Here is a 22,137-nt window from a genome sequence, read left to right as displayed (position 1 = left end):
CCTTAGCAGCTTAAAATTTAACCCGGTTTTACGGAAAGCGCAAGCTACGCGATTGCAGACGCTGATTCCCGACAAACATTTTATTACCTTTACGCCATAATATGCAAGGATTAGTCATAAAATCAACAGGAAGCTGGTATCAGGTACAAGCGGAAGACGGCAACAGATACGACTGCCGTATTAAAGGGAAGTTCAGGATCAAGGGCATTCAAACCACCAATCCGATTGCCGTTGGCGATCAGGTAGACTTTGAGCTGGAGCCAAATTCAGAAAATGGGGTAATACATAAATTACATGAGCGGAACAATTACATTATCCGTAAATCCATCAACCTTTCCAAGCAGGCACAGATTATTGCGGCCAATATGGACCAGGCATTTTTGGTGGTTACCCTCGTTTCCCCAAGAACTTCTTTGGGATTTATTGACCGGTTTCTGGCTACTGCCGAGGCGTATCGCATTCCTGCAGTATTGATTTTCAATAAACTGGATTTGTTTAATGAAGATGGACTGGCGGTTTTAGAAGAATACAAGCATATTTATGAAAACATCGGCTACCCTTGTTATACGGTATCCGCATTGGAAGGCACCAATATCCCACAGATAGAAAGCCTGTTAAAAGACAAAACTACCCTGTTTTCGGGACATTCCGGAGTAGGAAAATCAAGTCTGATCAATGCATTGCTTCCAGATAGACACATCAAAACCGGAGAAATCTCTGAAGCAAGTGATAAAGGACAGCATACTACCACTTTTGCAGAAATGCATGTGTTACCTTTCGGTGGCTACCTGATTGATACCCCAGGGATCCGTGAATTGGGGATTTTTGATATCAGACCTGAAGAATTGGGCCATTATTTCAGAGAAATGCGTGCATTGATGAACAAATGTAAGTTCAATAACTGTCGCCATGTCAATGAGCCGGGCTGTGCCGTCATCAAAGCGGTAGAAGATGGTGAAATTGAAATTAGCAGGTACGAAAGTTACCTGAGTATTTACCATGGCAACGAAACCCGCGCTTAATACCGGTTTTTAATAACGATGAGAGCAATTATTCAAAGAGTTACAGAAGCCAGCTGTGTAGTAGAAGGAACAACAACCGGCAGCATTGATACTGGTATTCTGGTATTATTAGGCATTGAAGACGCTGATACCGATGAAGACCTCGACTGGCTTAGCCAGAAGATGGTCAATATGAGGATCTTTGGCGATGAAAATGACCAGATGAACAAATCCCTTGCTGATGTCGGTGGAAATATTCTCCTGATTAGTCAATTTACCCTCTTTGCTTCCACAAAAAAAGGCAATAGACCCGGTTTTACCAGAGCAGCCAGACCCGAAAAAGCCATTCCTCTATACGAAGAAATGATTGCCAAATTATCTGCGCTCCTCCAAAAAGAGATCAAAACAGGAATTTTTGGCGCAGATATGAAGATCAGTTTAATTAATGATGGTCCTGTCACCATTGTAATAGATACCAAAAATAAACAATAACATGACGATAGCAGAAGCCCAGGAAACCGTAGACCAGTGGATCAATAAAACAGGGATCCGTTATTTCAATGAGCTCACCAATACCGCAATCCTCATGGAAGAAGTGGGTGAAGTGGCTAGAATCATGTCCAGAAAATATGGTGAGCAGTCCTTCAAAAAAAGCGATGAAGCAGTAGACCTTGGCGATGAGATGGCCGACGTATTGTTCGTCCTGATCTGTTTGGCCAACCAAACCGGCATCGACCTCACCAGCGCCTTAGAGAAAAACCTGGTTAAAAAAACCATCAGAGATACCGACCGCCATCAGAACAACGAAAAATTGAAATAGTTCTTTATTGATCAATTGTATACGCAGTATTGTGCTTGATTTCTGTCATCACAAACAAACTGTTTACGTTGGCAATATTTTCAATTGCAGCAAGTTTATTCGTTAAAAAGTCCTGGTATTTGCTCATATCTTTTACGACTACTTTCAAAAGGTAATCGTAAGTACCGGCAACGTGATAGCATTCCATCACTTCTTCCAGCTTAGTCATAGCAGCTTCGAACTTTTTCAGCAAAGGCAGCGAATGTACCTGCAAGGTCACGTTACAAAAGGCAGCCAGCGTTTTTCCAATCTTTTCCCGATCCAATAAGGTCACATAATTCTTGATCACCCCAGACTTTTCAATCTTTTTCAAACGCTCGTAAGTTGGCGTTACAGTAAGCCCAACTTTATGCGCAATCTCTTTTGTATTTAGCCTTGCATTCTGCTGTAACGCATTTAATATGCGCTGATCCATTTTATCAAACTGTTCCATCTAGTTTAGTTTTTCTGATTTCTACAGTAATTTAGCGCCATTAAGACGAATAAAACTACATAAAGGTAAAATTAAGTGTTTATTTTCTAATATTAATCATTTTAAAGACCAATCGAATGGAGATCTCTAGATTTGTAGTCTGAACCACCTATTAGAACTATGGACTTTAACCTTTCAACCCAGGATAACAAAAGATTATCAGAACTTTATGAAAAAGTGAAAGACCGGACTCGTTTGTTTCTGGGCTACCCGGTTTCTAAAGATTTTGACTATACCGACCTGCTTCCTTTCCTTCAATATCCGATCAATAACCTTGGAGACCCTTTTACGGAATCTACCTATGCAGTAGATACCAGGGAAATGGAAAGGGAAGTGATCGAATTTTTTGCGAATTTATTTCGTGCCCCTACCGACAATTGGTGGGGATATGTAACCAATGGCGGCTCAGAAGGCAATTTATACGGCCTTTATCTGGCCAGAGAATTGTATCCTAAAGCCATGGTTTACTATTCTGATGCGACACACTATAGTGTGCAAAAGAACCTGTTATTGCTCAACATGCCAAATATTGCGATTCGTTCTCAGGAGAATGGCGAAATGGATTATGAGGATTTACACAATAGCCTATTGATGAACAGGCACCTGCCGGTGGTGATTTTTGCCAATATTGGTACCACAATGACCGAAGCGAGGGATGATGTAAAAAAGATTAAGGGCATTCTGAGAAATCTGGCGATAAAAAATCATTACATCCATGCAGATGGTGCTTTATCAGGAAGCTACAGTGCATTTATTGAGCCTCGTCCAGCTTTTGATTTTGCAGATGGTGCGGATAGTATTGCCATCAGCGGACATAAGTTTTTGGGTTCTCCAATGCCATGCGGTTTAGTGATTGTCAAAAAGACCAACCGCGACAGGATTGCGCGTTCCATTGATTACATCGGAAGCGTAGATACCACGATTACCGGTTCCAGGAATGGACATACGCCATTATTCCTCTGGTATACGTTAAAAAAACTAGGCTTAAAAGGCCTGAAAGAAAGAGCGATTCACAGCCTAAGCATTGCTGCTTATGCCGAAGCCAAACTGAAAGATCTTGGAATCGAGGCCTGGAGCAATCCAAATGCGATTACCGTAGTTTTTCCTGCGCCATCCAAATGGATTTGTCAGAAGTGGCAGTTGGCCTCAGAAAACGGTCTTTCGCACCTCATCTGTATGCCCAATGTGAATCATGCCCAGATTGATGAGCTACTAGCCGACCTGATCAGCAACCCAGAAGGCATCAATTACAGCTTTCAGCAACAACCTGCCCCTACATTTACCCCCCTATAGAAATCGGGTGCCCAAGAATTTTGGGCACCCTTCATTTCAGCATCTTTTAGCCTGTCATAAAAAGATACAAAGCAAAGAAAATAGCAATATTTATTTCTTCTTTTTTGTAAAAAAGAATCCAGCTCAGTTCCCAATGCAGGAAAAACTGACGACTGCTTCGTAAAAATTTCTTCCTGATTCTGGTGCAGCGTTACCGATTTTAACCGGGACAGCAGACGCTATCTATTTTGCTATTGTTTTGCTCTTATTTTGCTTTTCTTTTACTCCGGCATTGCTCCAGCAAAAGAAAAACAGCACCAGAACAACAGTACAACAGCACATCAAAAGCTATATATCCGGGCACAAATCCGATTAACCATTAGTTAACTCCGGTTCAACAAAAAAAGGGACGCCTATAAAGACGCCCCTTTTCATTTCGGGTCAACACCCATTCATTTTTTATCTATTAAGCGGTCGTTTCATTCAACGCTGCTTTGATTTTTAATGCGGCTTCTGCCAGTTCTTCCTGCGAAGGTTTCAATTTTTCCTTACTAAAGTTCATATCGTTCACTGCATTCATAGGGATCAAATGGATGTGTACATGCGGTACTTCCAGGCCGATAACGGCAACGCCTACTTTTTTGCAAGGGAACGCTTCCTTTAGCCCTGTTGCCACAATCTTGGCAAACATGGTGAGTCCAACATAGCTTTCTTCCTCCATATCAAAGATATAGTCAATTTCCTTTTTAGGAATCACCAGGACATGGCCCATGGTGAGGGGGTTAACATCTAAGAATGCCAGGAATTCGGTAGTTTCCGCTACGATATGTGCAGGGATTTCACCATCTACTATTTTTGAAAATATACTTGCCATCGAATGGGTAATTTAAAAGGGTTATCGGGTTATCTCTAATATTTCAAATTCGATCATTCCCGCAGGAACCTGAATTTCAATCTTATCACCTACCGATTTACCCAATAAACCTTTGGCAATCGGCGACTTAACGGAAATTTTTCCAGTTTTAAGATCTGCTTCACTTTCTGCGACCAATTGGTAAGACATGGTAGAACCATTCTTTACATTTTTGATCTTTACTATAGATAAGGCCAATACTTTAGAAGTATCCAGCTTTGATTCATCAATTAATCTGGCGGTAGAAAGCGTAGTTGCCAATTTTGCTATTTTAGCTTCATGTAAACCCTGTGCTTCCTTCGCTGCATCATACTCCGCGTTCTCGGAAAGATCCCCTTTATCTCTAGCTTCGGCAATTGCCTTAGAGATTTGTTGCCTTCCGGTGGTTTTCATCTGGTGTAATTCTGCCTTTAGTTTGTCTAAACCATCTTGGGTATAATAGGTAACCTCTGTCATAGCTCAATTTATTTTATGTAGTACTATAAAAACAAACAAGACTATATGGGCTGTTAAGCCTACATAGTCTTGCTTCAATAAAAACGAAGATAATGGGGTATAACCACAAAAACAAATTATTTAATTTGATTTTGGGCAGTTTATCAAAAATGTATGTTTAAATGACAGCAATCAGCTTATCTGCTAAAACTTCCGATATTTTGCGGTAAGATTCAAAGGTCCAGCCCCCAACATGTGGCGTCAGGATCAATTTCCCGGAGGATTTTAGGTCATTAAACCAAGGTGTTTGCTGTAATGACGGAAATTTCTCCACTTCCAGTACATCTAAACCAGCAGCTAAGATTTTACCCGTCTGAATGGCCTGTAATACGGCCTGGGTATTGACAATTTCACCTCTGGCGGTATTGATAAAGAAAATAGGCTTACGGAAATGGAAGAAGTACTCCTCGTCCACCATCTGACGCGTTTCTGAGGTCAGCGGAATGTGTAAACTCAACACATCGCTATGTTTTACGATCTCCTCCATGCTCACTTCTTTTGCGTAAGCATCACTGAAACCAGTTTTATACTTATCATAGGCAATCACGTTGACTTCAAATCCGGCCAGCTTTTTTGCAAAGCTTTTGCCCATAAAACCGTAGCCAATGATCCCTACTGTTTTACCTTTTAGTTCATAACCGCGGTTTCCTTCTCTGTCCCAGATGCCATTGCGAACCTCCTGATCCGCGTTACGGAAATTGTTCATCAACGACAGCAGCATCCCTGTGGCATGTTCTCCTACGGCATCCATATTGCCTTCCGGAGCATTTAACAACTCGATGTTCCGACTCCTTGCGTAATCCACATCAATATTGTCTAAACCGGCACCTGCTCTGGCAATGAATTTCAATGAGGGTGCAGCGGCCATCAGCTCCTGATCAATTCTGAATTTTGTTCTCACAGCGATCCCCTGATAGTTGGAAATTGCGGCTAGTGTTTGCTCACGGGTATACAATGGCAGGTCATCTACCTCATAACCCAAAGCGATGGCACGTTCCTTAAAGACAGGATGTAACTCATCCACAATTAAAATTCTTCCTTTACTCATATTGTTGTTGATCAATTATTATTTACTGTGAAAGCTGTGTTAAATGCTGTGTCAGCTCAATAAACTGGGCAACACTCAATTGCTCGGCGCGCTTATCAAAGAAAATATGGTCGTCCATTTTCTCTTTTGGCACTACACCTGAAAGCGCATTTCTCAAGGTTTTCCTACGCTGGTTGAAACCTGCTTTCACGGTACGCCAAAACAGTTTTTCATCACATGGAAGCGTTTCCACGTCATTACGACTCAACCTGATCACCCCTGAATTTACTTTCGGTGGTGGGTTAAATGTTCCCGGTTTCACGGTAAATAGATATTCTATATCATAATACGCCTGAATCAGGACGCTTAAAATTCCATAGTCTTTAGTGCCTTCTTTAGAAGCACAGCGTTCTGCCACTTCCTTCTGGAACATTCCTACCATTTCCACTACCTGGCTTCTGTTTTCCAATATTTTGAAAAGAATCTGAGAAGAGATGTTATATGGGAAGTTACCGATGATCGCATATTTTTCTTTGAAGATCGAGGAAAGGTCCAAGGCTAAAAAGTCGCCATTGATTAAGCGATCTCCTAATTGCGGATATTTCTCTTTCAGGAAATGGTAAGACTCCACATCGATATCGATCATGAAAGTTTCCAGATCTGCTCTTTCCAGCAGCAGGTCCGAAAGGATCCCCATTCCTGGTCCTACTTCCAGTACTTGTTTGTACTGATCGGTATGTACCAGACCGTTTACGATTTTCGCGGCAATCTTTTTGTCCGTTAAAAAATGTTGTCCTAAATGTTTTTTTGCCCTTACCAAACTCATATATTCTCCTTCTAAAAGCTGCAAAATAAGCAAAGTTTTGCGAGTATCAGAGCAACAATCCACTAAAACACCCTCTACAGCCTTAAAAATAAGGATATCATTTTCCGATCGTTTTAGAGATCGGCTTCCATTTCTACAAAAGTGGAAATACAAGCGCCAGAAAAACCAACCATTTTAAAATGAATTCTGTAATTTGCGCTAAATTTTTTTGAAGTATGAGCAATAAGATTAAAATCGGAATCAGCATAGGAGATGTGAACGGCATAGGTTTGGAGGTCATCCTCAAGACTTTAGCCGAGAGCGCAATCCTGGATTACTGTACCCCTATCGTTTATGGACATACCAAGGTTGCTTCCTACCATCGCAAGGCTTTAGGGCTGAGTGATTTCAACTTCAATGTGATTACAGAGGCTGCATTGGCCAATCCTAAGAAGGCGAATATGATCAATTGCTGGGAGGAAGATGTGAAAATCGACCTGGGTGTAGCCAATGAAACTGGTGGTAAATATGCCTTACTTTCTTTAGAGAAAGCGACAGAAGATCTGATCAAAGGGGAAATTGATGCCTTGGTAACGGCCCCGATCAACAAACATAATATACAATCAGATACCTTTAAATTCCCAGGACATACCGAATATCTGATGGAACGCAGTGGAAGCAGCGACGTATTGATGCTTTTGGTGAGTGAAGACATTAAGGTAGGTGTGGTAACCGGGCACATTCCCATTACAGAAGTTTCAAAAAGTATCACAATTGAAAAGATTGTGAAGAAACTGATCCTGATGAATGAGACTTTAAAGAAAGATTTCTGGATTGAAAAACCGAAAATTGCGGTATTGGGATTAAATCCACATGCGGGCGATAATGGCTTATTGGGCAGCGAAGAGACGGATATCATCATGCCGGCAATTCAGCAAGCTTTCGATAAAGGCGTCATTTGTTTTGGTCCTTACCCTGCGGATGGCTTTTTTGGCAAGGGCAGTTACAAGCAATTTGATGCCGTATTGGCGATGTATCATGACCAGGGTTTGATCCCTTTTAAAACCATCGCTTTTGGCACTGGCGTAAACTACTCTGCAGGCCTGAAAATCGTGCGTACCTCACCGGATCATGGCACAGGATACGACATTGCAGGAAAGAACCTGGCAGATCCGACTTCATTTATAGAAGCCTTATTTGCAGCAACTCACATCCTGAGAAACAGAAGAGAACAGGAAGAATTATTGAAAAACCAGCTGAGAAGTGGGGGGAAAATTATAGAAACTGCAGCGGATATAAAAGACGACGCAAATTAGAATGAAAAAACATTTTAATTCTATAAAATAATTCCTACATTTGCGGGCTAAAATTTTGTTACAATTGAAACCATTAAAACAATTTTCAATCCCATTTACGGGCCTTAAAATCGGCAAACATCAGTTTGATTTTGAGGTTGATAACAGCTTTTTTGAGGCCTTTGAATACTCTTTAGTAAAAAAAGGAAACTTAAAAGTTGGCATTGAACTGGATAAACAGGAAACAATGCTACTTTTGCATTTCGACATCAAAGGAACAATCGTATTGGATTGTGACAAATGTTTGTCGGAATTTAATGCACCAATAAGCATACAAGAAAGGCAGATTGTAAAATTTGCTGAAGATGAACTGGAAAGTGATGATTTAGAAATCATTGTCCTGAGTACAAAAGAAAGCGAAGTAGATGTTGCGCTTCCGATATACGAACTCATCAATGTATCAGTACCTTATATTAAAGCCTGTGAGCAGGATGGCAATGGCCAGAAATGCGACGAGGAAATGATTGCGAGACTGGAAAGTTTTTCAATTGATAGACAAGAACAACAACAAGAAGAAAATAACGATGATGACCCGCGTTGGGCAGCATTAAAAAAATTAAAATAATAATTAAACAAATCAGCAATGGCACATCCAAAACGCAAGATTTCTAAGAGTAGAAGAGATAAAAGAAGAACTCACTATAAAGCGGTAGCTCCTTCTTTGGCTACTTGTCAAACCACTGGTGCAATTCACGTACCTCACCATGCATACAACGTTGATGGTAACCTATACTACAACGGTAAATTGGTTATTGAAAACACTTCAATAGGTTAATTTTCTTGAAAAATAGTTTGTGTTTTAAGTCGCTGAAAGTTTACCTTTAGCGACGGAAAACTAGGGCAATTTTGCCTTCTAAACACAAACTGATTTTTTACTATGAAAATAGGTCTCGATATAATGGGCGGAGACTATGCTCCTAAAGCGAACGTTTTAGGAGCAATAGCTGCCCATCAATTGTTATCTCCCGGGGAGCACATAGTGTTGATCGGAGATACACAGCAGATTAAGCCCCTTCTCACTGAAAACGGATTCAATCCGGATCACTTTGAATATGTTCATACCGAAGAAGTGATTGGTATGGGCGAACATCCCACTAAGGCTATTGTTCAAAAGCCTAATTCCAGCATTGCTGTCGGCTTTTCCTTACTTAAAGAAGGTAAAATCGATGCCTTTGCCAGCGCCGGTAACTCTGGTGCAATGCTTGTTGGTGCCGTGTTTAGTGTAAAAACTATTCCGGGAATCATCAGGCCATGTATCCTTACAATTCTTCCAAAACTAAGTGGAGGCCTAGGTTTAATGCTTGATGTTGGTGCAAATGCCGACTGTAAGCCTGACACCTTGCTTCAATTTGGTGCTTTAGGTAGTTTGTATGCCGAGTGCATGTTTGGTACTGAACAGCCTAAGGTTGCGTTATTGAATATTGGTGAAGAAGACGAAAAAGGCAATATGCTTAGTTTGGCGACTTTCCCTTTAATGAGAGATACCAATCTTTTCAACTTTGTGGGTAATGTAGAAGGAAGGGACTTATTCAACGATAAGGCTGACGTAATTGTATGCGATGGATTTACAGGAAATGTGATGCTGAAACTGGCAGAGTCATTTTATGTATTGACACTAAAAAGAGGTTTAAAGGATGATTTCTTTGACCGCTTTAACTACGAAAACTATGGCGGAAGCCCGGTTCTAGGTGTCAATGCCCCTGTGGTCATAGGTCATGGCATTTCAAGTCCGACAGCTGTTAAGAACATGATTCTTCAGTCAAGAGACATGATTACTACTGGCTTGGTAGGTAAAATTCAAGCTGCATTTAAATAAGAACATTGAAAATGAATAAAATTCACGCTGCGATTACGGCTGTTAATGGTTACGTACCAGATTACGTACTAACTAATAAAGAGCTAGAATCCATTGTAGAAACTACGGATGAATGGATTTTATCCAGGACTGGTATCAAAGAGCGGAGAATATTGAAAGGTGAAGGATTAGGTACTTCAGACATGGCAGTTCATGCGGTGAATGGTTTACTTAAGAAACGTGGGATTACTGCAGAAGAGATCGAATTGATCATCTTTTGTACCACCACTCCTGATATGCCTTTCCCTGCTTCGGCGAACATCCTTGCTGATAAAATCGGCGCAAAGAATGCCTGGGGCTATGACCTGCAGGCAGCTTGTTCAGGATTCATCTTCGGTTTGTCTACTGGGGCTCAGTTCATCGAATCCGGTAAACATAAAAAAGTATTGGTGGTTGGCGGCGACAAAATGTCTTCTATCATCAATTACCAGGACCGTACCACCTGCATCATCTTTGGTGATGGCTGCGGTGCAGTTCTTTTAGAGCCAAATGAGGAAGGAATGGGCATCCAGGACTCCATCCTGAAAAGTGATGGTGCTGGTCGTCAATTCTTACACCAAAAAGCTGGCGGTTCTGCCAGACCGGCAAGCCATGAGACGGTCGACAATAATGAGCACGTTGTGCATCAGGAAGGTCAGGCAGTATTCAAATTTGCGGTTACTAATATGGCAGATGTTGCGGCCGAAATCATGGAACGCAATAACCTGACTTCTGATGATGTGACCTGGTTGGTTCCACATCAAGCCAATAAAAGGATCATCGATGCTACAGCATCAAGAATGGGCCTGGGCACAGAAAAGGTAATGATCAACATTCAACGTTACGGAAATACCACTAATGGAACAATTCCACTATGTCTATGGGAATGGGAAAGCCAATTGAAAAAAGGCGATAACATCATCCTTGCAGCATTTGGAGGTGGTTTCACCTGGGGTTCTGTGTACTTAAAGTGGGCTTATTAATTTTATAAAATAATTAATCTTAACTTAGATAATTGTTAAGACATACTGTTTTCTCTAAAAAACACCAAAAAATGGATATCAAACAAATTCAGGAACTTATTAAATTTGTTTCTCGTTCGGGCGTAAATGAAGTCGCTATTGAGCAGGAAGATTTCAAAATAACAATTAAAACCAATCAGGCTCCTACCTACGTTCAGGCAACGGTACCAGCACAGATTGCTCCAGCAGTAGCTCCGGCAGCGGCAGCACCTCAACCAACTACCCCAACAGAAACAAAAGCACCTGTTGCTGTAGAAGATGATTCAAAATACATCACTATTAAATCACCAATGATCGGAACTTTCTACCGCTCATCTAGCCCGGATAAACCATCTTTCGTAAATGTAGGTGATGAATTCCCAGTAGGTAAAGTGATCTGTATTATCGAAGCGATGAAATTGTTCAATGAAATCGAAAGTGAAGTTTCTGGTAGAATCGTGAAAGTTTTAGTAGAGAATGCTTCTCCAGTAGAATATGACCAACCGTTATTTTTAGTTGAACCTATGTAATTCGTTCTGTTGAAAATTCAATTTTCTGAATTGAAAGATCAACAGCTCATTGCTTAATATGCCCTGAACTAATTCGGGGGGAAAAGAAAAAATATATGTTTAAAAAGATACTAATTGCCAACAGGGGCGAGATCGCTTTGCGTATCATCCGCACCTGTAAAGAGATGGGCATCAAAACCGTAGCTGTTTACTCTACTGCAGACAGAGAAAGTTTACATGTACGTTTTGCCGATGAAGCTGTTTGTATAGGGCCGCCGCCAAGTAAGGATTCTTACCTGAGCATCCCGAATATTATTTCAGCTGCAGAATTAACAAATGCAGATGCCATTCACCCAGGTTACGGTTTCCTTTCTGAGAACGCTAAGTTTTCTTCAGTTTGCCGTGATTATGGAATTAAATTTATCGGTGCTACACCGGAGCAGATCAACTCAATGGGTGATAAAGCTTCGGCAAAAGAAACGATGAAAAAAGCTGGTGTCCCTACTATTCCAGGATCGAAGGGATTGCTTGAAAATTTCAAGGATGGAATTTCGATGGCCAATGAAATGGGCTACCCCGTTATTCTTAAAGCAACTGCCGGTGGTGGTGGCCGTGGAATGCGTGTAGTTTGGAAAGATGAAGATTTTGAAAATGCATGGGATAGCGCCAGACAAGAGTCAGGTGCAGCCTTTGGAAATGATGGTCTTTACTTAGAGAAATATATCGAAGATCCTCGTCACATTGAAATCCAGATCATCGGAGATCAATATGGTAAGGCTTGTCACTTGTCGGAACGTGATTGTTCAATTCAACGTCGCCATCAAAAGCTGGTTGAAGAAGCACCATCACCATTCATGACACCAGAACTTCGTGAGAAAATGGGTGAAGCAGCCATCAAAGGTGCCATTGCGGTACAATATGAAGGTGCAGGGACCATTGAATTCCTGGTAGACAAACACCGTAATTTCTACTTCATGGAGATGAATACCCGTATCCAGGTAGAACACCCGGTAACAGAAGAAGTAATCAACTATGATCTAATCAAAGAACAGATTAAAGTAGCTTCTGGTGTACCGATCTCAGGAAAAAATTATTTACCAAATATGCACGCAATCGAGTGCAGGATCAATGCTGAAGATCCATTCAATAACTTCAGACCTTGTCCTGGAAAAATCACCAACTTCCACTCTCCAGGTGGTCATGGGGTGAGGGTAGATACGCACGTATATGCTGGTTACCAGATTCCTTCTAACTACGACTCAATGATTGCTAAACTGATTTGTGTGGCTCAAACCCGCGAAGAAGCGATCAGTACCATGGAGCGTGCCTTAAGTGAATTTGTAATCGAAGGTATTAAAACGACGATCCCATTCCACTTAAAACTGATGAAAGACCCGAACTTCAGAGCTGGTAATTTTACCACTAAGTTCATGGAAACTTTCGAGTTTTCGGAATAAATAAGTCATAGTAATGGCGGGATTTATACTTGTTACAAAGCAAATTCCCGCTAACAAAAACTATTTAGTAGATTTAAAACGTAAATACCATTCTAAACAAAATAGAATGGTATTTTTGTTTTACAAATAACGTACATGAGTGATACTAAGAAAAGGGACCTTATTGGTGCTATAAAAGAAAAAGGAAAAACTTTAGAGGCAGAAATGTCATTCTTTGACCATATCGATGTCCTCCGCAAACACCTACTACGCGCATTAGCAGTCGTTTTAGTGTTAACAGCCGGAGCTTTTTACTTTACTGACTTCATTTTTAACACCATCATCATGGGGCCAAAAAACCCTAACTTCTGGACTTACAGAATGATGTGTAAACTCGTAGAGCGCTTCCCCTCTATAGGTTCAGATTTTTGCATTACAAAGATCGATGCGAAGATCATCAACACGGAAATGGCAGGACAGTTTACCCTGCAGCTGAACTCCTGTGTGATGGTCGGAATTATTCTCGGAATCCCCTACTTACTTTTTGAAATCTGGCTGTTTGTTAAACCAGCTTTGCATGACAATGAAAGAAAGTCTGCCAGTGGATTTGTAGCCTTCGCTTCTTTTCTTTTCTTCCTGGGGATTATGTTTGGTTATTACCTGATCTGTCCACTTTCTATCAACTTCCTGACTAACTTTACCGTGAGTCCGGAGATTGAAAACACCTTTACCATTGACTCTTACCTCTCTTCAGTGATGACCCTTACTATCGGTTCGGGTGTAATCTTCCAATTGCCGGTGATCATTTATATCCTGTCGAAATTAGGAGTGATGACACCTGCATTTATGCGCTCCAGCAGAAGGTACTCTACTGTTTTAATCCTGATTGTTGCCGCTGTAGTTACCCCTACTGCAGATCCATACACCATGTTAATTGTAGCAGCACCATTGTTCCTGCTGTATGAATTGAGTATCATTATTTCAGCGAACATCGAGCGTAAGAAAAATAAAGAACTTTACGGTGTGTCTACCATTAGAAAAAACTAACCAAACTATATATTTTTGAAGATGTCAACAGCCCCAAAAATGAAAATTGCAATCGGCGCCGACCATGCCGGTTTTGAATACAAAGAATTGCTAAAGTCTTTTCTTGGCGACTATGAGGTCAAAGATTTCGGAACCCATTCTACACAATCTGTTGACTACCCGGATTTTGCTCATCCTGTGGCATTGGCCGTGGAAAGTCAGGAATATACTTTTGGAATTCTAGTGTGCGGCAGCGCAAATGGTGTTGCCATTACTGCCAATAAACACCAGCATATCCGTGCAGCCATTTGCTGGCTAAACGAGATTGCATCGCTGGCAAGGGTACATAACAATGCGAATGTATTGTGTATTCCAGCAAGGTTTGTTTCTGAAGAATTGGCAAAAGAAATGACCACTACCTTTTTAAATACTGCATTTGAAGGTGGCAGACATGAGAACAGAGTGAACAAAATTTCTTGTTAACCGCTAAGAAAAAGACCCAGATGAAAAAACATTTATTGTACGCCAGTTTCGTACTGACGATGGCTTGCTCTGCCACTGCTCAAAATAAAGATGCGGTGAAGTTTAGTAAAACGATCAGCAAAGACAATGCTTATAAACACCTATCCGTATTGGCATCTGATGCCTATGAAGGTAGAGAAACCGGTACAAAAGGTGGTTGGATGGCCGCTGATTACATTAAGAATTTCTTCAAAAGCCTGGGCTTAAAAGCTCCGGTAAACGGAGATTACTTCCAGCCGATCGATATGGTGAACATCTCACTTTCTCAGATCTTAACGCTGAATGGTCAACCGGCAGAAGCTTTAAAAGAATTCTATATTGTTCCACAAACAGTTTCTGGAGCAGGTTTTGGATTCAATACCCCTACTGTTCTTTTTGCAGGTTATGGCCTGAAAAAAGAAGGTTACAATGATTTTGAAGGTGCTGATGTTGCCGGAAAAGTAGTGATGATCTTCAAATCAGGAGAGCCAAATGGGACTGCAGGTTCTGCAAACAGCAGGTCTGTAATGATGGCAAAAGTAAAATACCTGACGGAAAAAAATGCTGCTGCAATATTGGTGATCGACCCTACGGTAGAAGTGATGCCGGAAAACTTGAAAAGCTACCTGACTGCACCAAGAATGGTGATGAAAACTAAGGAAGAGATTGAAAAATTGAACGCCCCACAGGAAACACCAGTGATCTATATCGGATCTGGTGTAGCTAATCAAATTCTTGCTGCCGCAAAAACGAACATCACTGACGTTAAAAAGAAAATTGCGGATACTGGTAAACCTGCAACACAGGAGATTAATGTTTCCATTTCTGCCTCTGCAAAGAGAGTAGAGACGAAAGTAAGAGCAGAAAATGTACTGGGCTTCCTGGAAGGTTCTGATCCGAAATTGAAACATGAGGTGTTGGTAGTCACTGGTCATTATGACCATATTGGTATCACTCCGGAAGTGAAAGGCGACGATAAGATCAACAACGGTGCAGATGATGACGGCTCTGGAACTACTGGTGTATTGATGTTAGCAGAAGCTTTCGCCAATGCAAAAAAAGCAGGTAAAGGTCCGAAGAGAAGCATCTTGTTTATGACGGTGACCGGTGAAGAAAAAGGGCTTTTGGGTTCGGAATGGTATTCTGAACATCCAGTGTTTCCTTTAGAAAAAACGATCACAAACTTAAATATTGATATGATCGGCAGAGGGGATAAAGACCATGAAAAGGACAACAACTTCGTTTATATCATCGGTTCTGATATGTTGAGCACAGAGCTAGACCAGATCGGCAAAAAAGCAAATAAAGATTACGTAAATATTCAATTGGATGAGCGTTACAACAATAGAACCGACCCAAATCGCTACTATTACCGCTCAGATCATTATAACTTTGCGAAACATGGTATCCCTGTAATTTTCTACTTCAATGGAGTTCATGAGGATTACCACCAGCCAGGTGATGAGATCAGCAAGATTGATTTCCCAATGCTGGCTAAAAGAGCAAGGTTGGTTTACTTTACGGCCTGGGAACTTGCCAATCGTGCCAATCGACCGAAAGTTGATAAGAACGAAGACGGCACCAGAAAAAACTAAATGCTGGTATATATAAGTGAGCTTTAAAAGCTCAGTTCTGAATTCAAAATGATACCCCTTAAACATAAGTTAAGGGGTATTTTTTTGCACAAAAAAACCGCCCTGGTTTAGAGCGGTTCTCGTTTGGTTCCTATGTGTTGGGCTATATCTTTACCCGGGCTCCCGGGCTTTAAAGCTGGATACTTTATCCAGCTGGCCTGTTAATTTTGAGATCTTAGCATTTGTACTGATCAATAGCTTTGAAGTTTGTGCTGTTGATCATCACTCCGATCTTTTATTTGACCTGTTGAATTGAATGATGGCCTGCTAATTAAAGTTTAGCAATCACAAAGTCATTCAGGTTCAATTTAGAAACATCGTTTTTTACCAGTGCATGTTCTTTTGAAGAACCACTCAATTTCAAGTCAGAATAACCACTGATGTCTGTATAAAGACTGCCTACTTTCGCATTTACATTGGCTTTAGCATCATCTTTTAAGAAGATCTGAAGAACAGCAAGGTCGAAATTACCACGAGTTCTAACGGTAGCAGTATTTGATGCATCAATTCTTTGCAGGTCTTTTACATTTACATAGATCGTGCTGTTGTCAGTAGAGTTGATGTATAAAGTGTATCCTTTTTGTACTACACTTGTACCTTCTTCTGAGTTGGCATCATAACTATTGATGTCTTCTCTATTTCCTTGTACTAATACCACATTTGCGTTTCCAGTTACTACGATTTTATTAAATTTTACAGCAGTAGTAGTGCCCATCGGTGCTTTTTCTTTTGCGAATGTTGTGAACGCTGAAGAAGTTAAAACGATAGCTGTTAAAGAAGTTGCGATTAGAGTTTTGATGGCAGTTTTCATATCTTTTATTTTTTAAGTTTTTAATTTTTTAAGTTGTTTTGTAGATAAGACGTAGCCAAATCAGAAACGTTTCAGCGATTTTCGGCGCTTTAGACCATAGCAGTGTACCTCTCGACGAAATGCCCGAACTTCTCGACCAATCGACGAAAATATTTCGTCGATACTCCTCTTCCTTTCCTTATATTGTAATTTCAGGGCAGGAATCCATTTCAAGCCTAATTATTTTTATATTTGATGATGATGAAGATATCTGATGAATTTTTGGTTAAGGCCGATGAAAAAGCCTTTGATTTAGGGCATCGCAAGACAATTAATCATAATATTGGCAAGTATAATGTTGCGGTAGAACGGGGGGTGTCGAGGTTCGAGAATTTAGAAAACTCGAAAAAGAAAGCGCATGTGATTAAATGGAGGGTGATGGAGAACCTGGATAAGTTTCTCCCTGAATTTGAAACCAATTTTCAACGTAGAGGCGGGAAAGTAATCTGGGCGAATGATGTAGAAGAGGCACAGAGAGAGATCTTAAACATCATCCAGAAGAGTGGTGGTAAAACGGTCATCAAGTCTAAATCAATGACCACTGAAGAAATCCACCTCAATGATTTCCTGGAGAAAAACAACATTGAATCCTTAGAGAGCGACCTTGGTGAATATATTGTTCAGCTATTGGGCCAGGCTCCATACCATATTGTTACCCCTGCCATGCACCTCAGTAAAGAGGAAATTGCAAAGCTGTTCCATGATAAATTTGGGACACCACTAGATGCGACACCTCAGCAACTGACCCAAAAGGCCAGAGAATTACTGAGGGAAAAATACCTGAGAGCAGACATTGGCATTTCCGGAGGGAACTTCTTAATTGCCGATACCGGCAGCATCGCCCTGACAGAAAATGAAGGAAATGCGCGGTTATGTACTACTTTTCCTAAAATCCATATTGCTATTGTTGGCATAGAAAAGGTCATTCCTTCTATGGCTGACCTGGATTTGTTCTGGCCATTGCTTTCTAGTCATGGAACCGGACAAAACCTGACCGTTTACAATACGATATTGAGCGGCCCCAGACAGGCACATGAAACTGATGGTCCGGAGGAGATGTATGTGGTATTGCTAGACAATGGCAGAACCAATCTACTGGCACAAAAAGAACAGCGTCAGGCCTTATACTGCATCCGCTGCGGCGCTTGTTTAAACGCTTGTCCGGTATATAAAAATATTGGCGGACATACCTATAACACTACTTACAGCGGACCGATTGGCTCTATTATCACCCCGCATTTACAGGGGATGAAGGAGTTCAAACACCTCAGTAATGCCTCTAGTTTATGCGGTAAATGTACAGAGGTTTGCCCGGTAAAGATTGACGTTCATAAAATGTTATTGCTGAATAGAAGAGATGCAGTAGCCGATAACCAAAATACTAAAGTAGAGGAGATCGGATGGAACGCTTTCACGACTACCATGCAAAAACGGTCTAGAATGGATATGTTAGGAGGGAAAATGAAAAACTTCTTCCTCAAGTTTTTCTTCAAAAAGACCTGGGGCAAATACCGAAGCATGCCGGAAGTTGCGCCGAAGTCTTTTGCGAAGCTTTACGAAGAGAAAAAGAAAGCAAACAAAAACCCTTAAAATATGCAGTTCGACAGAAAAGATAAGAACGATGCGGTATTACTAAATTTATATACGCAATTGCTCTACCCAAGAATGGTAGAGGAAAAAATGCTTATCCTATTACGTCAAGGCAGAATTGGCAAATGGTTCTCCGGCATCGGTCAGGAAGCCATTGCCATTGGCAGTACACTGGCTATGGAGGAATCGGAGTATATCCTCCCTATGCATAGAAACCTCGGTGTATTTACCGCACGTAACATTCCTTTGAAGAAGTTGATGGCACAATGGCAGGGAAAACTGAACGGCTTTACCAAAGGTCGGGACCGCTCCTTCCATTTTGGCAGTCAAGACTATAAAATTATCGGCATGATCTCCCATTTGGGACCTCAAATGGCCGTTGCAGATGGCATCGCCCTCGCAGACCTGATCTCCGGTCAGGAAAAAGCAACGCTGGTATTTACCGGCGAAGGTGCTACCAGTGAAGGTGATTTCCACGAAGCCATCAACGTAGCTGCTGTATGGAATCTTCCAGTGATCTTCCTGATTGAGAACAATGGATACGGTCTCTCTACCCCTACCAGCGAACAATACAAATGTAAAAATCTGGTAGATCGGGCAGCAGGTTATGGTATTGAAGGTTTTCAAATCGATGGCAATAATGTATTGGAAGTCTATGATACGCTGGCCGGTATTGCCTCAAAAATTCGTAAAGATCCTAAACCTGTATTGGTAGAGTGTTTAACTTTCAGAATGAGGGGGCATGAAGAAGCCTCAGGCACTAAATACGTTCCGCAGGAACTGATGGATGCCTGGGCGCAGAAAGATCCGGTAGCAAACTTTGAACGCTATTTATTAGCAGAAAATGTGCTGACTGCCTCGCTTATAACAGAGATTAAAGCAGATTTTAAAGCTGGTATTGAGTATGAAATAGAAGCCGCATTCCAGGAGGAAGAACCAGTGGCAGATGCCCAGGCTGAACTTGAAGATATGTACGCTCCCTATGCTTTTGAACCTGTGATCCCCCTAACAGCGCTCCCTTCTTCAGAAATGCGTTACCTGGATGCCATTGCTGATGCGCTGAAAATCGGAATGTCTAAACACGAAAATCTGGTATTGATGGGTCAGGATATTGCCGAATATGGTGGTGCTTTTAAGATTACAGAAGGCTTTGTTGGTCTTTTTGGCAAGTCAAGGGTACGAAATACGCCCATCTGTGAATCTGCAATTGTAGGCACCGCATTAGGCCTTTCTATCAATGGCTATAAAGCAGTGGTAGAAATGCAGTTCGCCGATTTCGTGACCTGTGGTTTTAATCAAATCGTAAATAACCTGGCGAAAACCCATTATAGATGGGGAGAAAAAGCAGATGTGGTGATCAGAATGCCTACAGGTGCCGGAACCGGTGCTGGTCCTTTTCACTCCCAAAGTAATGAGGCCTGGTTTACAAAAACACCGGGATTAAAAATTGTCTATCCGGCCTTTCCTGCGGATGCAAAAGGACTATTGCTGGCGGCAATTGATGATCCGAATCCAGTATTATTTTTTGAGCATAAATATCTGTATAGGAGTTTAACCGGAGCAGTTCCGCAAGGCGAATACAACCTGGAAATCGGCAAAGCGAATGTATTACAGGAAGGGACACAATTGAGCATTATTACTTATGGGCTTGGTGTACACTGGGCGCTCTCCTATATCGCGGAACATCCGGACTTAAGCATCACACTCGTTGATTTACGCAGTTTGCAGCCTTGGGATAAAACTGCAGTCAGTGCTGCTGTAAAGCAGACAGGAAGGGTATTGATCCTACATGAAGATACCTTAAGCACTGGGTTTGGAGCAGAATTGGCGGCATGGATAGGCGAACATTGTTTTAGCGATCTGGATGCACCAGTGATGCGCTGCGCCAGTGCCGATACGGCCATTCCAATGAGTAAAGTATTGGAAGAGGACTTCCTTGCGAAAAGCAGGTTATCAGGTATGGTTGATCAGCTGCTGGCTTATTAAGGAGTCATTCCTCATTTAAAGGCTCATGAGCTACGTCCAATAATTCCTGCAGCCTATTTGTCTCCCCAGCACTGAGACTTTTGGGTCTTCCCAATAAATTTCTGCGCAATATTGCGACACTCCAAACCTTCTTATGGCACGATAATCGCATTTTGATTCCTGAACTACTTAAGGAATACTATGAAGCACGCTTATCTATCATTCATTTTCCCGCTGACCTTAGCGATATCCGGTTGTAATCAGCAGCCCAAACATCCCCAGGCAGACCTGATCAATCAGAGTTCTCCAGCCGCAATGACCGATGCCTCCATTCTTCATTATGCCGATTCTATTCAATCAAACCTCAGTGGTTTGGAGAAACAAAGCAGTCTTATTTTCCAGCAGGGAGAACAATCCATGTATGTAGAAAAGTACAGCGCGAATGGGAATCCGGTCTTATATGAAGAAAACATTGACAATAAGCTGATCAGCAACAGCAGCAAAAAATACTTCCTGAAAAACGATACTTTAATCCTTGTTCAGGAAAGCATTAAAGCCAATAATGGCCTGACAGAAATCCGCAACTATTTTAGGAACAACATTTCTTTTAAAAAGGAACAGCGTACAGCGGTAAACGCTGCAGCATTGAAAAAACAACCTTTTTTATCTGTTAAGTCTGCAATGAGAACTGTCCAAACAGCGGAAGACGAGGTACAGCAGCTCAAAAAACTGGAAGATGCGATTGGTCAAAAAGGCGATTTTGCAATGTATTTTGAGCAATTTATAGACATTCCTGAAGAAAGTATCCTACAACTGAAAGGCAGTGGCCAGAATAGCTATACTGCAAATGTAATGGTGAGAACACCGGATGCGCTGATTGACAGTTTACAACGTCAGCCTACGATATTCAAGAATGAAAAGTTGAATTTTAAATGGGAAATAGCAGATAAAGAGGCCGTTTATGTGCCTGTTGGCGCCAACATGACTTCCGCTAAAGGATTAAATAAATAGACATTTCCGTTGTCCAGACAAAGGCAGCGGTATCTTTTTCTGAGCTTCTCTCCTTTTTTAAACTGCCTGCCATCTTTGATGGTAAACACCGCGTCTAAAGGCAGTTCTTCCAATCGGGAAGCATCTTTTAATATGTCGTGTTTTTTGAGCGCCCGGGAGAGTTTTAAATCAGTGCAGCTGGCCGCAGAAGGATTGTGCAGGTAGCTGACAATCGCCAGTTCCACATCCTGAGGGAAGATTTTCTGCTCAATAAAGGGGGCCATCATGCGCTTGAAATTGTGCTTCCACTCTCCGCCATGGGGCTTCACCTTATTCTTATGGTCGTTCCAGGTAAGCAAATGTGCAAATTCATGAACCGTGGTAACCAGAAATGCATAGGGATTCAAATCGTTATTCACAGATATTTTATGCCCCAGCCCTTGATAGGGATGGCGGTAATCGCCCAGTTTCGTCACCCTGTTTTTAGATATTTTAAACTCACATTGAAAATAATCTATCCACTTCGCAATGATCGGTGCGGCTGCCTGGGGCATGTACTGCGCTAAGATCTCCTCCTTTTTCACCTCCCCAAGATAAGTAAA

Annotated in this window: 24 protein-coding genes; 17 read left to right on the top strand and 7 right to left on the bottom strand. The window is 41.5% G+C overall.

The features are described from left to right. The first annotated feature begins 101 nt into the window (after positions 1-101). Genes rsgA through AQ505_RS02515 form a run of 3 tightly spaced genes read left to right on the top strand, consistent with a single transcriptional unit; the run spans position 102 to position 1,821 of the window. Positions 102-1,022 carry a ribosome small subunit-dependent GTPase A gene (rsgA, locus tag AQ505_RS02525; RefSeq protein WP_062546731.1) on the top strand — a complete coding sequence of 307 codons (921 nt, stop codon included), beginning with the start codon at positions 102-104 and terminating at the stop codon, positions 1,020-1,022. 18 nt (positions 1,023-1,040) lie between these two features. Beyond that, entirely contained in the window at positions 1,041-1,493 is a 453-nt protein-coding gene (gene dtd, locus AQ505_RS02520) for a D-aminoacyl-tRNA deacylase (RefSeq protein WP_062546730.1), read from the top strand. 1 nt (position 1,494) lies between these two features. Beyond that, positions 1,495-1,821: a nucleotide pyrophosphohydrolase gene (locus AQ505_RS02515; protein WP_062546729.1), complete on the top strand. Its 327-nt coding sequence runs from the start codon at positions 1,495-1,497 to the stop codon at positions 1,819-1,821. Positions 1,822-1,825: 4 nt separating this feature from the next. Here the strand turns inward: AQ505_RS02515 and AQ505_RS02510 are convergent, their stop codons facing one another. After that, positions 1,826-2,293: an Lrp/AsnC family transcriptional regulator gene (locus tag AQ505_RS02510; protein WP_062546728.1), complete on the bottom strand. Its 468-nt coding sequence runs from the start codon at positions 2,291-2,293 to the stop codon at positions 1,826-1,828. Positions 2,294-2,452: 159 nt separating this feature from the next. Here AQ505_RS02510 and AQ505_RS02505 point away from each other — a divergent pair, with 159 nt between their 5' ends. Beyond that, positions 2,453-3,625, top strand: coding sequence for a histidine decarboxylase (locus AQ505_RS02505; RefSeq protein WP_062546727.1), 1,173 nt, complete (start codon positions 2,453-2,455; stop codon positions 3,623-3,625). A gap of 445 nt (positions 3,626-4,070) precedes the next feature. On the opposite strand, the gene AQ505_RS02500 is transcribed toward AQ505_RS02505, so the two are convergent. From AQ505_RS02500 to rsmA, 4 genes are all read right to left on the bottom strand, one after another. Then, the gene (locus AQ505_RS02500; protein WP_062546726.1) at positions 4,071-4,478 is read right to left on the bottom strand and encodes an HIT family protein; all 408 of its coding nucleotides are present in this window, start codon (positions 4,476-4,478) and stop codon (positions 4,071-4,073) included. Between the two features lie 21 nt (positions 4,479-4,499). After that, entirely contained in the window at positions 4,500-4,973 is a 474-nt protein-coding gene (gene greA, locus AQ505_RS02495; RefSeq protein WP_062546725.1) for a transcription elongation factor GreA, read from the bottom strand. A gap of 157 nt (positions 4,974-5,130) precedes the next feature. After that, the gene (locus AQ505_RS02490) at positions 5,131-6,060 is read right to left on the bottom strand and encodes a 2-hydroxyacid dehydrogenase (protein WP_062546724.1); all 930 of its coding nucleotides are present in this window, start codon (positions 6,058-6,060) and stop codon (positions 5,131-5,133) included. Between the two features lie 22 nt (positions 6,061-6,082). Further along, positions 6,083-6,865 (bottom strand): 16S rRNA (adenine(1518)-N(6)/adenine(1519)-N(6))-dimethyltransferase RsmA, encoded by a 783-nt coding sequence (gene rsmA, locus AQ505_RS02485; RefSeq protein ID WP_062546723.1) that lies wholly within the window; start codon positions 6,863-6,865, stop codon positions 6,083-6,085. A gap of 215 nt (positions 6,866-7,080) precedes the next feature. Here rsmA and pdxA point away from each other — a divergent pair, with 215 nt between their 5' ends. From pdxA to AQ505_RS02440, 10 genes are all read left to right on the top strand, one after another. After that, the gene (pdxA, locus tag AQ505_RS02480; RefSeq protein WP_062546722.1) at positions 7,081-8,160 is read left to right on the top strand and encodes a 4-hydroxythreonine-4-phosphate dehydrogenase PdxA; all 1,080 of its coding nucleotides are present in this window, start codon (positions 7,081-7,083) and stop codon (positions 8,158-8,160) included. Positions 8,161-8,224: 64 nt separating this feature from the next. Further along, positions 8,225-8,764 carry a YceD family protein gene (locus tag AQ505_RS02475; RefSeq protein WP_062550860.1) on the top strand — a complete coding sequence of 180 codons (540 nt, stop codon included), beginning with the start codon at positions 8,225-8,227 and terminating at the stop codon, positions 8,762-8,764. An 18-nt stretch (positions 8,765-8,782) separates the two neighbouring features. Continuing rightward, positions 8,783-8,974: a 50S ribosomal protein L32 gene (gene rpmF, locus AQ505_RS25930; RefSeq protein WP_073238280.1), complete on the top strand. Its 192-nt coding sequence runs from the start codon at positions 8,783-8,785 to the stop codon at positions 8,972-8,974. Between the two features lie 102 nt (positions 8,975-9,076). Further along, a complete protein-coding gene (plsX, locus tag AQ505_RS02470; protein WP_062546721.1) occupies positions 9,077-10,015 on the top strand; it encodes a phosphate acyltransferase PlsX in 939 nt (312 codons plus the stop codon). A gap of 11 nt (positions 10,016-10,026) precedes the next feature. After that, a complete protein-coding gene (locus AQ505_RS02465) occupies positions 10,027-11,016 on the top strand; it encodes a beta-ketoacyl-ACP synthase III (RefSeq protein WP_062546720.1) in 990 nt (329 codons plus the stop codon). 71 nt (positions 11,017-11,087) lie between these two features. Next, entirely contained in the window at positions 11,088-11,564 is a 477-nt protein-coding gene (gene accB / locus AQ505_RS02460) for an acetyl-CoA carboxylase biotin carboxyl carrier protein (RefSeq protein ID WP_062546719.1), read from the top strand. A 95-nt stretch (positions 11,565-11,659) separates the two neighbouring features. Next, positions 11,660-13,000, top strand: a complete 1,341-nt coding sequence (gene accC / locus AQ505_RS02455) for an acetyl-CoA carboxylase biotin carboxylase subunit (protein ID WP_062546718.1) — start codon at positions 11,660-11,662, stop codon at positions 12,998-13,000. A 135-nt stretch (positions 13,001-13,135) separates the two neighbouring features. Next, complete coding sequence (gene tatC / locus AQ505_RS02450; protein ID WP_062546717.1) at positions 13,136-14,026, top strand: twin-arginine translocase subunit TatC; 891 nt, start codon at positions 13,136-13,138, stop codon at positions 14,024-14,026. Positions 14,027-14,065: 39 nt separating this feature from the next. Beyond that, positions 14,066-14,488 carry a ribose 5-phosphate isomerase B gene (rpiB, locus tag AQ505_RS02445; RefSeq protein ID WP_231635011.1) on the top strand — a complete coding sequence of 141 codons (423 nt, stop codon included), beginning with the start codon at positions 14,066-14,068 and terminating at the stop codon, positions 14,486-14,488. A gap of 20 nt (positions 14,489-14,508) precedes the next feature. After that, on the top strand, positions 14,509-16,101 hold the full coding sequence (locus AQ505_RS02440; protein WP_062546715.1) for a M28 family peptidase: 1,593 nt from the start codon (positions 14,509-14,511) through the stop codon (positions 16,099-16,101). A 310-nt stretch (positions 16,102-16,411) separates the two neighbouring features. Here AQ505_RS02440 and AQ505_RS02435 read toward each other — a convergent pair whose 3' ends face one another. Continuing rightward, positions 16,412-16,951: a GIN domain-containing protein gene (locus AQ505_RS02435; protein WP_062546714.1), complete on the bottom strand. Its 540-nt coding sequence runs from the start codon at positions 16,949-16,951 to the stop codon at positions 16,412-16,414. A 237-nt stretch (positions 16,952-17,188) separates the two neighbouring features. Here AQ505_RS02435 and AQ505_RS02430 point away from each other — a divergent pair, with 237 nt between their 5' ends. From AQ505_RS02430 to AQ505_RS02420, 3 genes are all read left to right on the top strand, one after another. Further along, entirely contained in the window at positions 17,189-18,580 is a 1,392-nt protein-coding gene (locus tag AQ505_RS02430) for a LutB/LldF family L-lactate oxidation iron-sulfur protein (RefSeq protein ID WP_197286377.1), read from the top strand. Between the two features lie 3 nt (positions 18,581-18,583). Further along, complete coding sequence (locus AQ505_RS02425; RefSeq protein ID WP_062546712.1) at positions 18,584-20,566, top strand: alpha-ketoacid dehydrogenase subunit alpha/beta; 1,983 nt, start codon at positions 18,584-18,586, stop codon at positions 20,564-20,566. Positions 20,567-20,746: 180 nt separating this feature from the next. Continuing rightward, complete coding sequence (locus tag AQ505_RS02420) at positions 20,747-21,556, top strand: hypothetical protein (protein WP_062546711.1); 810 nt, start codon at positions 20,747-20,749, stop codon at positions 21,554-21,556. On the opposite strand, the gene AQ505_RS02415 is transcribed toward AQ505_RS02420, so the two are convergent. Further along, complete coding sequence (locus tag AQ505_RS02415; RefSeq protein ID WP_231635010.1) at positions 21,505-22,119, bottom strand: sprT domain-containing protein; 615 nt, start codon at positions 22,117-22,119, stop codon at positions 21,505-21,507. The two genes, AQ505_RS02420 and AQ505_RS02415, sit on opposite strands and share 52 nt — an antisense overlap. Positions 22,120-22,137 lie beyond the last annotated feature (18 nt).

Source organism: Pedobacter sp. PACM 27299 (assembly GCF_001412655.1).
In the GTDB taxonomy this organism is placed as follows: Bacteria; Bacteroidota; Bacteroidia; order Sphingobacteriales; family Sphingobacteriaceae; genus Pedobacter.
The sequence above is the reverse complement of the archived record's forward strand: the minus strand, read 5'-3'. Positions and strand labels throughout refer to the sequence as shown.